The 15,233-nt window shown below is 71.2% G+C and carries 8 protein-coding genes and 2 pseudogenes; 3 read left to right on the forward strand and 7 right to left on the reverse strand.

Translation table 11 applies throughout. The annotated features are described in order from the left end of the window. Positions 1-165: 165 nt before the first annotated feature. Positions 166-1,329 (forward strand): alpha/beta hydrolase, encoded by a 1,164-nt coding sequence (locus tag EFK10_RS43690; protein ID WP_127361189.1) that lies wholly within the window; start codon positions 166-168, stop codon positions 1,327-1,329. A gap of 565 nt (positions 1,330-1,894) precedes the next feature. On the opposite strand, the gene EFK10_RS43700 is transcribed toward EFK10_RS43690, so the two are convergent. Continuing rightward, positions 1,895-3,433 (reverse strand): SpoIIE family protein phosphatase, encoded by a 1,539-nt coding sequence (locus EFK10_RS43700; protein ID WP_164836415.1) that lies wholly within the window; start codon positions 3,431-3,433, stop codon positions 1,895-1,897. Between the two features lie 326 nt (positions 3,434-3,759). On the opposite strand from EFK10_RS43700, the gene EFK10_RS43705 reads away from it, so the two are divergent. Beyond that, entirely contained in the window at positions 3,760-4,431 is a 672-nt protein-coding gene (locus EFK10_RS43705; RefSeq protein WP_127361191.1) for a response regulator, read from the forward strand. Then, a complete protein-coding gene (locus EFK10_RS43710) occupies positions 4,428-5,210 on the forward strand; it encodes a histidine kinase (protein ID WP_127361192.1) in 783 nt (260 codons plus the stop codon). The genes EFK10_RS43705 and EFK10_RS43710 overlap by 4 nt, the downstream gene beginning before the upstream one ends. A gap of 142 nt (positions 5,211-5,352) precedes the next feature. Here the strand turns inward: EFK10_RS43710 and EFK10_RS43715 are convergent, their stop codons facing one another. The 6 genes and pseudogenes from EFK10_RS43715 to EFK10_RS43750 all read right to left on the reverse strand — a co-directional run. Continuing rightward, positions 5,353-6,360, reverse strand: a complete 1,008-nt coding sequence (locus tag EFK10_RS43715) for a hydroxyacid dehydrogenase (RefSeq protein WP_127361193.1) — start codon at positions 6,358-6,360, stop codon at positions 5,353-5,355. A gap of 452 nt (positions 6,361-6,812) precedes the next feature. Further along, positions 6,813-7,436, reverse strand: coding sequence for a class I SAM-dependent methyltransferase (locus EFK10_RS43725; RefSeq protein WP_127361194.1), 624 nt, complete (start codon positions 7,434-7,436; stop codon positions 6,813-6,815). Between the two features lie 82 nt (positions 7,437-7,518). Continuing rightward, a pseudogene (locus EFK10_RS43730) lies at positions 7,519-8,617 on the reverse strand (class I SAM-dependent methyltransferase). Then, on the reverse strand, positions 8,614-9,840 hold the full coding sequence (locus EFK10_RS43735; protein ID WP_127361195.1) for a glycosyltransferase: 1,227 nt from the start codon (positions 9,838-9,840) through the stop codon (positions 8,614-8,616). The pseudogene EFK10_RS43730 and the gene EFK10_RS43735 overlap by 4 nt, the downstream one beginning before the upstream one ends. 163 nt (positions 9,841-10,003) lie before the next feature. Next, a pseudogene (locus EFK10_RS43745) lies at positions 10,004-14,446 on the reverse strand (beta-ketoacyl synthase N-terminal-like domain-containing protein); the annotation flags it as partial. Between the two features lie 8 nt (positions 14,447-14,454). Then, positions 14,455-15,233: SDR family oxidoreductase (locus EFK10_RS43750; protein ID WP_127361196.1), on the reverse strand; the 779-nt coding region annotated here is incomplete at its 5' end.

Genomic DNA, 15,233 nt, shown 5'->3' on the forward strand with positions numbered 1-15,233 from the left:
CAAGCAGCCTGCACCTACAGTACGAGCCATGGCTGGAGAGACGTCTCCGACGCAGACGCCGGGCACCAGCCGCGGCACTCTACCGGGCTATCCCGGCTTGTCGGGGGTCCCCCGCCCCAGCACGCTGGCGTGGGGGACCTTCGATCACGTTGGGAATCCGCAGCAATGAACTCCTCGCGACGACTGCCCATAGCCCGCAGGACCCGCTACGGCATCGCGGCCGCCCTCCTGACGACCACGACAGTGGGGCTCGGCGCCTGCGCCGGCCACAGCGACCGCGCCGCCAGTAGCGACGACCGGGCCCCGGCCGCCGTGGCCGACGGGATGCCGGCCAAGTACGTGCCGTGCGGCAAGCCGCCGGCGAAGCTGGAAAAGCTCGACCAGGACTTCCTCAACCAGCTCGCGGCCGCCGACGGCACTCCGCTCTACAAGCTGTCGTACAAGACCGCCCGACAGGTGCTGGACAAGCTGCAATCGGGCCCCGTTGCCAAGCTCCCCGCCCAGATCAGCGAGCGGACCGTCCCGGGAGGCCCCACCGGCCCAGTGTCCATCCGCATCGTCCGGCCGAAGGGCATCAAGGAAGACCTGCCCGGCATCGTGTACATCCACGGCGGTGGCTGGGTCCTGGGCAACGCCAAGACGCACGATCGCCTCGTCCGGCAGATCGCCAACGGATCCCGCGCCACCGTCATCTTCGTCAACTACACCCCCTCCCCCAAGGCACACTTCCCCGTCCCCATCGAGCAGGCTTACACCGTCGCCAAGTGGGTGGCCCACCACGGCCGCGAGATCGGCGTCGACTCCAAGCGTCTGGCCGTGGCCGGAGACTCCGTCGGCGGCGACATGACCGCAGCGGTCACCCTCATGGCCAAGCAGCGCGGAGGCCCCCACTTCCGGCAGCAGGTCATGCTCTACCCGGTCACCGACGCCAACTTCAGCACCCCCTCGTACAACCGCTTCGCCGAGAACTGCTGGCTCAGCCGCCCGGCCATGAAGTGGTTCTGGGACGCCTACGCGCCCCACCACGCCGACCGCAGCAATCCGCTGGCCTCTCCCCTGCGCGCCACCGTCAGCCAGCTGCGCGGCCTGCCCCCTGCGCTGCTGATCACCGACTCCGATGTGCTCTTGGACGCCGCCCGCGCCTACGCCGCGAAACTGCGCTCCGCCGGCGTCCCGGTCACCGCCTCCCACTACAGCGGTATCACCCACGACTTCATGATGCTCAACTCCCTGGCCGGCACCCGGGCCCACAAGCAGGCAGTCGCCCAGACCACTGCCGCCCTGCGTAAAGCGCTGTACACACCGGCGGACCCGCGACCCCGCAAGTAGCCAGGGGCCGCAACCGCGACGGGCACCGCCGGCATCGACGGGCAGCGTGCCCCCCTAGCCCCAGTGGCGAGGGCGGCAAGCTGCCGGCCGAGATCCATCGGTGCCCTGGAAGGCCGAACCGGTCAAGCGTGTGTTCATCCCCAAGAGCCACGGCAGTCAGCGCCCACTCGGCATCCGATCATCCTGACCGGGTCCCTCAGGCCCGCGTGAAGAACGCTCCTCTGGAGCCCGAGTGGGAAGCCCGGTTCGAGCCGACGTCCTATGACTTCAGGCCCGGCCGCAGCTGCCAGGACGCGATATCCGCGATCTTCTGTGACGCTGAAAGGCCTGCTCTGGCACCGGCTCGTCGCCCAGGGCAGGCTCTTGACGGAATCAGCACGGAAACCGCGACCGGCATCCTCTTCGGCCCGCTCGTCTTCCGGCTGATGAGCGGACACGCGCCCCTCGATGAGGAGCACGCCGACGCAATTTCCGCAGCTGCCCTTGAGGGACTCCTCGGCCCCGACATGTAGCCGGGACCGTCGGTCAGACGATTGCTCCCGCATCACGAGATCAGCCCCCGCCGTTACGCAGGCAGGGATTGCTCGGTCCAGACCGTCTTGCCCGAGGCGGCATAGCGCGTCCCCCGGCGCTGGGTGAGCTGGGTGACGATGGACAGACCTCGGCCGCCTTCGTCGGTCTCTGCCGGTCGGCGCCTGTGGGGGCCCGAGCTACAGGTGTCGGATACCTCGCAGATGAGCGTGTGCTCGTCCCGGATCAGGCGCATATCTATAGGGCCGTTGGCGTAGCGCATGGCGTTCGTGACGAGTTCGCTGACGACCAGGACTGTGCTGTCGGCCAAGTCCTCGAGCTTCCATGTCACCAACTGCCGGCTGGCCCAGGCACGAGCCGCGGCCACAGCGGCGGGGTCGGGTGGCAGGGTCATGGTGGCGACGCAGTCGGCCTCCAGCGCCCGTGGGCAGGTCAGGAGGAGGATCGGCTGGCGGTCCGAGGGGAGGTCGCCCAGGACGTCGGCGACAAGTCGTGGCAAGTCCGATGAGGATCTGGACAACGCCTCGTGGAGCCGTTCCGTGGTCCCGTCAGAACGTGGGAGCGGTGCCTGGGTATTGGCGTCGCACAAAACCAGCGTGCTCCCCGGCGGTACCTCGAACTCAGAGGTCTCAAAGGCCTGGTCATCGGCACCCAAGGGGGAACAAAGGGCGAAGCGGGGGACGCTGACACTGCCGTCAGGGTGGCCGATCGCCAGGGAGGGGTTCCCCGACCTCGCCGCGTCGCAGCGTCCGCTGACAGGGTCGTAGATCGCGTACAGGCAACTGGTCCCGGCCCCCCGGGGATTGCGTGGGTGTTGTCGAACCAGCCGAATCACCACGTCGTCCAGGCGCGCGAGCAATTCGTCGGGCGGCAGGTCGAGTGCCGCGAGCGTGGTGATCACCGCTCTCGACTGGCTCATGCTGACCGCAGCCTGAACGCCCCGCCCTTCTGCCTTGCCCACCACCAGGGCCACCCGCGCGCTGGACAGGGGGATCACGTCGAACCACCAGCCCGCACAGACCCCAGCCGGGATATGGCCGTGGGACGCTTCGAGCGCGCTGACCGACGGAAGCTCCTCATTCAGCCGGGAACCCAGCACAAGCCGGGAGAGAGAGCGCACCTGGATCTGGCGGCGAACGACGTCCAGGCTAAGTGCAGCATGCTCCGCGAGCCGCTTGGCTTCCCGCAGGTCGCGTTCGTCGAACGGCGCCGAGTCGGCCTCCCGGTACAGGACCCACAGGCCGAGAACTGTGCCCCCGACGGTCAACGGGAGCGCAATCAGGGAATGCGCCCCTGCCTCGCGGAACAGTCGCGCGCGTACGGGGTCAAGGGCAAGCCACTGGCTGTCGTGGTCCAGGTGGCGGATGAGGCGTGGGCGCAGATCGAGCAGACTCTGCCAGTAAGGGGTAGCAGGCGGTATCCGGCTCACATCGCCCACGGCGCAGGCGCTACGTTCACCTTCTCCGCGCGCGCTCGAAAATGCAGCCCGTCGTAGGTGATCGCCCCGGCCGACGGGGCCAAGCGGTGGCCTGTCGCCGCAGAACAGGAGGTCGAGCACGTCCACGGTGGACACGTCGGCCAGCTTGGGCACAGCTGACGCAGCGAGGGTCTGAGAAACACGGAAGAGCCTGTGGGAGGTGACCGTGGTCCGACGAGCGGGGGTACAGGAAGTCATGATGTCCGCCCTGTGGGTAAAGCATCGCATTGGTCCATTTCGATCCTGCTGCGCGCGCGCCTCTTAGTCGTCCCCACTCATCCGCACATCCGCGTACGTGATACGCGTCACACCATGCGGGGCACTCCCGCCGGGCGTGCGGCATTACCGCACGGTAGCTGCGGGGTCTCCGCTAATCCGATCGAGATCGCATGGGATGACATTTCCGGCATTACGGTTGTCGTATGGATGCCGTCCGCGCCATCAACGGGGAGTCTGCGCCGCATGTGACCGTCGTGCTCGCCGACGACCACCTGGTCGTCCGCGCCGGCATGCGGCTTCTGCTGTCCCAAGACCCAGCGTTTGACATCGTCGCGGAGAGCGCCACCCTTCCTGACACCCTTCGGGCTGTAGAGCAGCACCACCCGTCCGTGCTGGTCCTCGATCTGAATCTGGCCGGTCAGTCCAGCCTGGGGTCGATCCCTGAACTGCAGGCAGCCTCGCCACGCACACGAATCCTGGTCCTCACCATGCAGGAAGATCCCGCGTTCGCCCGCGAGGCAATGCGGAACGGCGCGGCGGGCTACCTGCTGAAGGAAGCCGCCGCGGAGGAGCTCCTGGGAGCCACTCGCCAGGTCGCCGCAGGAGCCAGCTACGTCCAACCCTCCTTGGGCGCCCGCCTGGCCGTCGCCGCCCTCGACACACCCGGCGCAGCAGCCGACGGCGCATTGACTGTCCGTGAGGGGGAGGTGCTGTCCCTGCTCGTCCTGGGCCACACCAATCAGGAGATCGCGGACCGCCTGCATGTATCCGTTCGGACGGTGGAGACGCACCGGGCCAGGATCCGCAACAAGCTTGGGGCCGAGAGCAAGGCAGACCTGATCACCGCAGCGCGAGAACGCGGAATGCTGGCGTGAACGACTCGCCGCGCACGCGTGCCGGCGTCCTGGTAGAGGCCGCCGGCACACTCCTGCTCCTGACCGCACTAACGTTTGAGGTCGTAGACCACTCACTGGGCTCCGAATTCGCTCTCTCCCTGGCTGCTGCCGTCCTCTTCCTGGCTGCCGCACCCCTGAGTACCGAAGCCCGACGGCCGTGGCTTGTGATCATCAGTGGGATGTCGCTCGTGATCGCCGTGGCGCTCCTGATCCGCTACATGGATGCGCCGCTTCTCAACGGTCTGCACCTCGTGCCGCTCACGCTGATCGCCTTCGCGGTCGCGATCGGACGCCGTTCAACTCTGCGCCGCCGCAGTCTTGATCGGGAATGGAGCCAGGCCCGTCGAGATGGAGAAGAACGAGAGCGGCGGCGCTGGGCCCGTGAGTTGCACGACGAAACGCTCCAAGAGCTTGGTGCGGTCCAGATCGTGCTGGCCACCGCAGCTGCCAGCACCAGTACCGGCAAGATGAAGGAGGCCAGCGGTCAGGCACGACGCCTGATCGGTAACCAGATCACGTCTCTAAACCAGGAGGCTGCCGAGCTGCTTGCCGTTGAAGGCGGTGAGCCAATCTGGAAGAGCCAAGCCCCACCTGACGGGAAGACGTACGAAGGCCTCAGCGGTGGACGGCGGCCGAAAACGCCGGCGCGGGCCGCCACCTCTTTGATGGTGCCGCGCTTGATCCTGCCGCTGCCGCTTCCTGATTCGGTTTGGGATTCGGAGGGTCCGGGATCAGCCGCAACGGTCGCGTCGCCGTGACGGGGGGCGCGCTTGGGCATGCTGCTCTCTCCTGTGGCCGGTCCGTCCTGGTGCGGCGGACACGCTCCGTCGTCGGCGCTCGGATCCCGTTCGGAGGCCATGCTATGTGGCCGGACCGGCGGGCCCGGGCGGTGAGGCATGGTCAGGCGACCCGCGTCAGGTCGGCGCGGTTGACCTGATGGGCCAGCGGAAGCCCGCCGCACAGGCGTTCCAGCTCCTCCACGGCGGTTCGGCCGAGCCGTTCCAGCTCGTTGCCGAGGGAGCCGGCGATGTGCGGGGTGAGGAAGACGTTGGGCAGCCGGTACAGCGGGGAGGAGGGCGGCAGCGGTTCGGGCTCGGTTACGTCCAGGATCGCGCTGATCCGGCCGCTGACCAGTTCGTCGGTGAGCGCCTTCTGGTCGATCAGGCCGCCTCGCGAGGTGTTGATGAGGACGCCCCCGTCGGGGATGAGCGCCAGGCGGCGGCGGTCCAGCATGTGGCGGGTGGCGGGCAGGTCGGGGGCGTGCAGGCTGACGATGCCGCAGCTGCTGAGCAGGTCGTCGAGGGGAAGCGGCTCCGCGCCCAGCCGGGCCGCGGCCTCGTCGTCCGCCCAGGGATCGAACAGGACGGGCGAGAGGTCCATGGGCCGCAGCAGCTCCAGGACCCGGCGGCCGACCCGGGACGCGCCGATGATGCCCACCCGGCGGCCCAGGTTGCCGATGCCGGCGACTTCGGCGGGACCCGGGTGGCGGTGGTCGGCCCGGTAGCGCTCGCGCCGGCCGAAGGCGTCCTTTCCGGCCAGCAGGATCGCAGCCAAGGTGTACTCGGCGACCGGCACGGCGTTGGCCTCGGCGGCGGAGGAGACCAGCAGGCCACGCTGCCAGCAGTCGTCCGTGACCAGCCCGCGGACGCTGCCGGCCGCGTGGATCACGGCACGCAGCCGGGGTGCGGCGGCCAGTGCGGCCGAGTCCAGGGGCGGGCATCCCCACCCCGTGAGGAGTACCTCGGTGTCGGCCAGCACCGCGGCCAGCGCCGGGTCGCCGAAGTTCTGGACGACCAGCGCGGGGTCGACGTCCACCACGGTCCGCAGGCGGCTCAGCACGTCGGGCGGGAAGAGCCCGGGCAGGTGCCGGGGGTCCATGGCGAAGAGCGCGGTGAGTCGGTCGGCCATCGGGCGTCGCTCCTGGGGAGTTCGGAGTTCAGGCTTCGGGGCTGGGTCGACTACTGCATTCAGAAAACGATTTCTAACGTAGCGAGCACCTCCGCCCCGGTCAATGGATCTGCCCGAGGACACGAACAAGCCCAAGCGCCGTCGCATCCACCTGCGGTGATCGAGCGTCGGAAGCTCCGACTCGCAACACCTCGGGGAAAAGCGGGCGCAACAACCCCGGCATAACCCCTCATCGAGCGCCGAGAGTTGGACGTAGCCACCTCGCCTTCGACCACGGCATCCGCCGTTGCCTCGGCGCTCCCCTGGCCAGGGCAGAAGCCGAGATCGCGCTCGGCTCGCTGTTCGACCTCGGCGACCGGCTGCGTCTCGCGGTGCCCGCCGAAGAACTCCAGTGGCGCCACACGCGGCTCAGGCGTGGCCTGACATCCCTGCCGGTCGTCATCACCTAGGCGCTAGGTCGGCAGGGCGACGCCGAGGGAGTCGGCACCGATCGGCTTCGGTGCGCCCTCTTCGTAGAAGACGTCGAGGTCGGTGATGGTGAAGCCGGCGCGCGTCAGCATGGCGACGATCGGCCGGGTGAGGTGGCATCCGTCGAAGAGTCGTTGCTCCAAGGGGTCGAGGCGTCGTTGCCAGCGGCGGATGTTCTCGTCCTCTTCGGGGGCCAGCCCGTGCTCGAGGAAATGCAGGGTCCCTCCGGGCTTGAGGACGCGCCGCACCTCGCGCAGGGCGGCGCCGGCGTCGGGGATGGTGCACAGCGTCCAGGTGGACAGGGCGGCATCGAAGGTGTCGTCCCCGAACGGCAGCGACTGACCGTCCGGTGCGGCGCGCCGCACCGGGATGTTCGACGCCCTGATGCGTTGTTCGGCGAGCTTCCATCCGAGGTCGGACGGCTCGACGGCGGCCACGCCGGTGACGGCCGCCGGGTAGAAGGGCACATTGTGCCCGGAACCGAATCCGAGCTCGATGATCTCGCCTTCCAGGCCCTCGCAGACGCGGCGTCGTAGCGGCTCGGCTGTCTTCATCCCGCAGGCGACGTTGACGATCCGGGGCACGATTCGTTCTGCGTAGAAACCCATCGTGACCTCCGTGTTTCACCTCCAGCATGGCACCGGAGCGGCCTGTACGCATCGCTGTCGCCGCCAGGTGCCTCCCCGGCGGTCAGTCCCGCCGGGCCAGTACCCGATAGGCGTTGGCCAGCCCCCAGCGGCCTGCCATCGGCTTCACCAGCAGCCGGTCCAGCAGGGTGCCGGCGATGAGCGCGGGGACGCCGGCCAGCAGTACGGCGGAGCGCAGGACGCGGCGGAGCCGGTTGGGCCGTTCCGCCAGCCAGGGGGCGTCGTCGGGCGGGGCGATCGCGTTGAGGAGGAGCCATACGGCGGCGAGCAGGTCGACCGGGTCGTGCGGTTCGGCGTGCTGCTCGGCGACGACGGTGAAGCCGAGGCTCGCCAACTGCTGGCGGAGGTTGGCCACCGGAATCGAAGTGGAGGTGCTGGGGCTGGAGCCAGGGCAGCCACCAGCGGCCGAGCAGGCGGGCGTAGCGGCTCTCGGGGTCGGGCACTTCGATCAGCAGATGGCCGCCGGGGCGGATCGCCTGCCAGGCCGCACGCAGTTCGCTGCGGGGCTCGGTGCTGTGTTCCAGGTAGTGGAACATGCTGACCACGTCGTAGCCCTCGGCCATTTCCTCCGCGAACTCGACGAAGCTGCCGCGGAAGCCCCGCTCCACCCGGCCTTCCCGCTCGGCCAGTTCGACGCCCTCGGTGAGGTCGAGGCCGTCGAAGGTGGTGCCGGGGAAGACGGTGCGGGCTGCCTCGCAGAAGTGGCCGTGGCCGGTGCCGACGTCGAGCCAGTTCTTCGGGGCGTCCGCGTGCGGGGTCATGGACTCGGCGCGCTGCCGGTACATCTCCTGCCGGCCGGCGAAGACACCGCCGAGGCTCTTCTCCCCCAGCCCGTCGTAGAAGTCCCGGTAGTAGAACTCCAGGCCCTCCGCGCTCAGCCTGGGGTTCTGGAAGGTGTGGCCGCAGTCCTCGCACCGGTCGAGGAGGAAGCGGCCCGGCTTGTGCTGGAAGCGGTCGACCGTACGCAGACGTTCCCGCAGGCGGTCCGAGCCGCACCACGTGCAGTCCTCCCGGCGCGGCTCGAAGAACCGCTCGGTGCCCTGGGCCAGGTCGGCCTGATAGCGCGGACGCAGCGCGGCGACGGCTTCGGCGCGGCCGGGCTTCGCGGGCTGCCGCTCGGGGCTTTCGGTGGAACCGCTCATTGCTCCTCCTTGAGGGCCAGCTGTTCGAGGTGGGCGGCGGCCGCAGGGGCGCCCCCGGCAGCGCGGAAGGACGCCCCGACGCGGACGGCCGCGGCCCGGTAGCCCGGCTCATGGAGTACGGCGTCGAGCGCCTCGCCGAGCTTGGGCGCGGTGGCCCTGCCGAACCTGACCCGGATGCCCGCCCCGGCGTCCACCACCTGCCCGGCCACCACGGGCTGGTCGTCGCGGATCGGGGCCACGACCAGCGGGACGCCGTGCCACAGGGCCTCGCACACGGTGTTGTGCCCGGCATGGCAGACGACGGCGCCGACCCGCTCCAGCAGGGGCAGTTGGGGGACGTGCGGGAGCACCAGCACATCCTTGTCGTGGTCGTGGTCGTGGTCGTGGTCGTGGTCGTGGTCGTGGTCGTCGACGGCGCGCGGGCCGAGTGAGCCCGCCGGGTCGGCGATCACCATCTGGAGGCGGTCGGCGCGGCTGCGCCCGGCCTCGCGGCACTCGCTAAGGAAGCGCGCCCCGGCGTCGGCGTTGGCGGTGCCGAGGCTGACCAGGACGGCGGGGCGCTGCGGGTCGAGCCAGTCCCAGGGGAAGGCCGGCGCGGAGGGGCGGGCGGCAATCGACGGGCCGACGTAGCGGATCCGCTCGCCCGCCCGCGAGGGCCGCCCGGCGAGTTCCTCGGTGGTGAAGGCGAGAACCAGGTGCGGGGAGAACCTGGGGTCCGCCGTGCCGGCCGGGTCGCCGATGCGGCTGCGCAGTTCGGCCATGAGCCCGTCGATCCAGGCGTCGACCATCGGCATGCCGTCGAACGCGCCGGTGAACTCGGCCGACGTGGTGGCCGAGGTCGCCCACGGTATGCCCAGCCGCTCGGCGGTCAGGCCGCCGGCGACGGCCTGCTGGTCGGCGACGATCACATCCGGGCGGAACTCCTCGGCGGCAGCCCGTACACCCGGAGCCATCTGCTCGGCGAGCGGCGCGAGGAAGCCCTCGTAGAGCAGTTTGAGCGCGCCCGCGCCTCGCAGCTCCGGCGGGCGGACGGCGCCGTCCTCGCCAGGCCGCGGCCCGGCGCAGCGGAAGACCACCGCTGCGTCCCCGGCCAGCGGCGCGACGACCTCCGGCATCCCGGCCCAGGCCACCTGGTGGCCGCGGGCGGCGAGTTGGGCCACGACGCCGACGGCCGGATTGATGTGCCCGACGAGCGGGGGCACCACGAACAGGAAGCGGCTCACCGGGCGTCGGCCTCCGCGAGTTCGGTGTCCTGCCGGACGCCGGACAGGACGATGTCGAGGATCTGCGCGGGAACCTCGACCAGGATGGAGTGCTCGTGTCCCGGGACGATGACCGTCCGGCTGTCCGGTAGCAGCGACTCCAGCCAGTCCGCCTGGGTGCGGCCGCCACCTCGACCACGAGCGCGCCCGGTTCGGCCGCCACCACGGCGAAGTCCCTTGGCCGGCCCAGGAATCCGGTGCCCTCGGCCTTCGCCACGGCTTCCTTCGCCGCCCAGAAGGTGGTGGCCCACAGCGCCTCGGGCTCGCCGGTCGCGGCGCACACCTCGGCGAGAAGCCGCCGTTCCGCCTCACCAAAGGCGACCGCGAGGGTCCCCTCGTCGCGGTCGGTGATCTCCTCGATGTCGATGCCGGGGCTCTCGCCCTCGGTACGAGCCGTCACCAGGGCGACCGCGGCCTCCGCCCGGTGCGCCAGGGTGAGGTCCAGGTCCGGCAGGGTGCGGCCGTACTGCCCGGCGGCGTACGGGCGGCCGTGTTCGTCGGCCGGTACCTGGATCTCGGCGGGGAAGACCGGGCCCTCGCCGCGCTCCCAGAGCCACTGCCGTACGGCGTCCTTGGCGGCGATCCGGCCGAGGAGCCACTGCCTGCGGCCCCGGGGAGGACGGCTCTCGTACTCGGCGCGCTCGGCGGCGGCGAGATGATTGCGCATGATCAGATCGCGGGAGGCCAGGTCCGGCCAGCGTTCGTGGAGCAGGACCCAGCCGCCGGGCTGTGGCCGGGACAGCGTGTTGCGCTCCGGGAAGCGCTCGACCGGCTTGGTCTCCGGGTGGTTGTCGAAGCGGCGGTCCTGCCAGCCGGCGATCTCGGCCCACACCTCGCCGTCCGCGACGAGCTGTACGTCGGCTTCGAGTACGACATCGGTCAGCGACACGATCCTGACCAGGCATTCCAGGTCGGCGCCGGGGCGAGGGTGCGGCCCGAAGAAGCGCATCTGCCGCATCCCGACGGGGAAGACCACGGTCCCTTCGGTGCGGGTGGCCATGATCCAGTAGCCGAGCAGCTGTCCGACGTTGTCCAGCAGCGCTCCGGGCGCGGCCGGTGTGGTGATCGTGCCGCGTACGTGAGTCTCACCGATCGCGGTGATCTCGGTGATGCCCTGGAACGCCGGGCCGTGGAACATCCAGCGCTCGCTGTAGAGCTCGGCCGCGGTGTGGTCGGGAGCACGCTCGGTGGCGGGTTCCGTACCCCAGGGCGCCGGGCGGCCGCCCGGGTAACGGGGGGCGACTTCCACCGTGGCGCGGGCGGCGCGGCCGAAGGTGACGGCGAACCGGTCCGGGTGGTCGGCGGCCGGCACCGCGGTGACCGGCACCTCGACTGCCGGGGCGGCGGTCACCCACTGGTCGAACCGGGCCCCGTGCACCGCGACGGCCCGCGTGCCGGGTGAGGCCTGCTCCGCCGCGTCCATGAGGTGCCCCACGATGGTCGTGGCCGGGACCACCGGCCACCGGTCCTTCTCATCGGGCCAGCCTGGCCGCTGCGGGAAGAAGCAATGGTCGAGCAGATACGGCATGGCGTCGGTGGAGACGCGCAGGGTGCTGCGGTAGTCCTCCTGCGGACGTGCCTGTACGGGGGTTGAGCGCACCGGTGGGGTCGCGACCGGGGTCGCCGGCCTCGCTGGGGTCGACGGCCTCGCCGGCCGGCCGCCGCTGCCTGCCGCGATGAGCTGCGCGGCGGTACCGGCGGTCTCGCGCAGCAGCGCGTCGAGTTCGGCGGCCACCGGGAAGCGCGTCGCCATGGTTTCCAGGGCAGAGCCCGTCGATTCCGCTACGGCCGGCGCCGGGGTGCGGAGGGCCAGTTCGCGGCGCAGCGCGGCCAGTTCCCGTACGTCCAGGGAGACCAGCGCGCCACCGAGGTCGAGCCGGACCGGCGGATGGGCGCCGGCCGTGGCTGTGGCCTTGGCTGTGACGGTGGCCTTCGCCGTGGACTTCGCCGTCGGACGGGGCAGGGTCGGGTCCACCTGGGCACCGTCGGCCCACAGGGCGGTGGCGACCCGGCGCAGCTGGGCGACGCCGTCGTGGTGCGGGGAGTTGGCGGCCACGGCGAGGTGCTCCCGGTCATGCAGGGTGTCGCCGATGAGCGAGCCCAGCTGTCCGGTGCCGACCTGGATGAACGCCCGGAAGCCGGCCTCGTACATGGCCTCTGTCAGCAGCCGGAACCGCACCGGCTCCAGCAGATGCCGGACGAACAGTTCGCGGACGCCCTCCCGGTCCGCCGGGAACGGGGCAGCGGTGGTGCCCGACCAGACGGGGACGCTTGGCGACAGCAGCTCGAACCGGTCGGCGGCGGCTCTGATCGGGCCCAGGTAGGGGGCCAGCATCGGTGTGTGGAAGCCGGATTGGAACGGCAGGACCTGCCCGATGACGCCCTCGGCGCGCAGGGACCGTACGAACTCCTCGACCAGTGCCTGCGGTCCGCAGACCATCGACTGGTTCGGCGCGTTGTCGTGGGAGAGTACGACCTGCTCGTCCGGACGCTCCTCCAGCACGGCTTGCACCCGCTCGGCGGAGGCGCCGAGCACGGCGGAGGCCAGGCCGGGCACGCGCAGCGCGTCCGGGTCGAAGGAGTCGAGGAAGTCGTCGGTGTCGGCAGCGGAGTAGAGGCCGCCGGCTGCCATCGCGGTCCACTCGCCGAGGCTGTGCCCGGCGACAGCGTCCGGCGCGATCCCCATGCGCCGCAGCGCGGCGTCGAGGAGGCTGCCGATGCCGAAGACGCTGACACCGTGCCGGCCGATGTCGCCGACCCGCGCCGCCCGCTCACCGGTGGGCCGGGCCAGGTCGAAGTACTCGGCGATCCCCTCGGTCCGGGGCTCGAACTCGCCCTCCAGGCCTGGGAAGACGAAGGCCACCTTTCCCGGGGAGCCCGCGCCCAGTAGTGGGGTCGGCGCGAACCAGATGTCGTTCCGGCCGCGCCAGGGACGGCCCTTGGCCACCATGCGCCGGGCCAGCGCCAGTCGCTTCGCCGTCGGGTCGACGATGCCGAGCCTGGTACGGCCGGCGCCGCCGGTGCCGCCGGTCGCTCTGGCCAGCACCGCCGAGTCGTCCGCCGCGAGCAGTTGGGCGAGCCGCTCCGGGGTGTCGGCGGCCAGGGCCAGGACGCGTTCCGGCTCGGTCACCGTGGCTCTGCGTGTGGCAGGCACCGCCGACGGCGCCTGCTCCAGCACCACATGGGCGTTGATGCCACCGAAGCCGAAGGCGTTCACCGCCGCCCGGCACACCGGCGCGTCCCAGGGCGCCGCCTTGTCGATCGTACGGAAGCGGGTCGCCTCCAGCGCCGGGTGCGGGTCGTCACAGTGGAGGGTGGGCAGCAGCATGCCGTGGTGGACCGCCAGAGCGGCCTTGACCAGCCCGGCCACGCCTGCGGTCGGCATGGTGTGGCCGATCATCGATTTGACGGACCCGATCACGGCGTCACCGTCGCAACCGAACACCTCGGCCAGAGTGGCCAGTTCGGCCGTGTCCCCGGCGGGGGTGGCGGTGCCGTGGGCTTCCAGCAGCCCGATCGACCCCGGCTCGCGCGGGTCGAGTCCGGCCGCCTGCCATGCCTGTCGTACTGCGCGGGTCTGGCCCCCGGGGTCCGGGCTGGCCAGGGCGGCGGTGCGACCGTCGCTGGCGACGCCGGTGCCGCGGATCACCGCGTAGATCCGGTCCCCGTCGCGCTCGGCGTCGGCCAGCCGCTTGAGCGCCACGACGCCGGTGCCCTCGCCGATCAGGATGCCGTCCGCGTTCCGGTGGAAGGGCCGGATGCGCTGGCTCGGGGACAGCGCGCCGAGCTGCGAGAAGACACTCCACAGCGTGATGTCGTGGCAGTGGTGCACGCCGCCCGCGAGCATCAGGTCGCAGCGGCCCGAGGCCAGTTCGGCCACCGCCTGGTCGACCGCGACGAGCGACGACGCGCAGGCGGCGTCCACGGTGTAGGCGGGGCCTCGCAGGTCGAGCCGGTTGGCCACCCGTGAGGCGGCGAGGTTGGGCACCAGCCCGATGGCGGTCTCGGGGCGGTCGGGGCCGAGCCGGTCGGTGAAGGCGACCCGGACCCGCTCCAGTTGGTCGGCGCCGAGATCGGGCAGCAGTTCGCCCAGGGTGCGTACGAGCTGGTGGGCCGTACGGACCCGCTGATCGAGCCGTACGAGTCCGGGGGTGAGGTAGCCGCCCCGGCCGAGCACGACGCCGACCCGGTGCCGGTCGGGCAGCCGTTCCTCGCCGCCCGCGTCGGCGATGGCGGCGGCGGCCACCTTGAGGGCGATCAGCTGGTCGGGCTCGGTGCCGGACACCGAGGAGGGCATGATCCCGTACCGGGTGACGTCCACCTCGGCGAGCTCGTCCACGAATCCGCCGCGCCGGCAGTACACCCGGTCGGGGGCGGCCGGACCGCCGCCGCCGTCCGGTCGGGGGTGGTAGTAGTCGGCGTCCCACCGCCCCGCCGGGACGTCGGTGACGGCGTCCCGGCCGGCTGTCAGGTTCCGCCAGTAGGCCTCCAGTCCAGGAGCGCCAGGCAGCAGCACGGCCATCCCGACGATGGCGACCGGAGGCTGTTGTCCGCCGGTGGCGGTCATGGGCGCGGTCACCAGCCCGAGGCCGTGTAGACAACGGCACCGGCCGACTCGTCGCCGTACGCCAGTTCGCGCAGCAGGGCGAGGGTGCCCTCCTCGGGGTCGATGAGTTTGATGCCGCGCCGGGCGTACTCGCGACCGAGCTCCGGGGTGACCATGCCGCCGCCGTACGTCCCGGTCGGGGCCCAGGGGCCCCAGTGCACGGTGAGCGCCCGGCGGCCGGTGCGGCCCTGCCAGCTTGCGCCGAGGGCTTCGAGCGCGTCGTTGGCGGCTGCGTAATCCGACTGGCCACGGTTGCCAAGCGCGGCGGAGATGCTGCCGAAGAGGACGGTGAAGCCGGGGCCGCCGGGCAGTTCCAGTTCTTCCAGGGCGTCCAGCAGGGCGCTCGCGCCGTCCGCCTTCGTACCGAAGACTCGCTGGAAGGACTCGGTCGACTTCTCCTCGATCAGGCGGTCCTCGATGACACCTGCGGCGTAGACGACGCCGTCCAGCCGCCCGTGCTCGGCGTGGATCTCCTTCACGGCCTGGAGCACCGCGTCGGGCTCACGGAAGTCCACCGAGCGGTAGCGCACTTGGCTGCCCAGGCTGGTCAATCGCTCGATGGTGGCGCCGACTTCGCGCTGTGCCAGGATCAGGGCCGTCTCCCGCTGGATCTCCGCGGGGGTCCGGCCGCCGCGTGCGGCGAGCGCGGCGCGCAGGGCCGTCTCGTCCCGCGCGGCGGCGGTGGCCCGGTCCTCCGGGCCGTCGGCCTCGGGGGTGCGGCCGAGCAGTTCGATGCGGCAGCGGGAGG

Origin of the sequence: Streptomyces soli (genome assembly GCF_003999195.1) — a bacterium.
Taxonomy (GTDB): domain Bacteria; phylum Actinomycetota; class Actinomycetes; order Streptomycetales; family Streptomycetaceae; genus Actinacidiphila; species Actinacidiphila soli.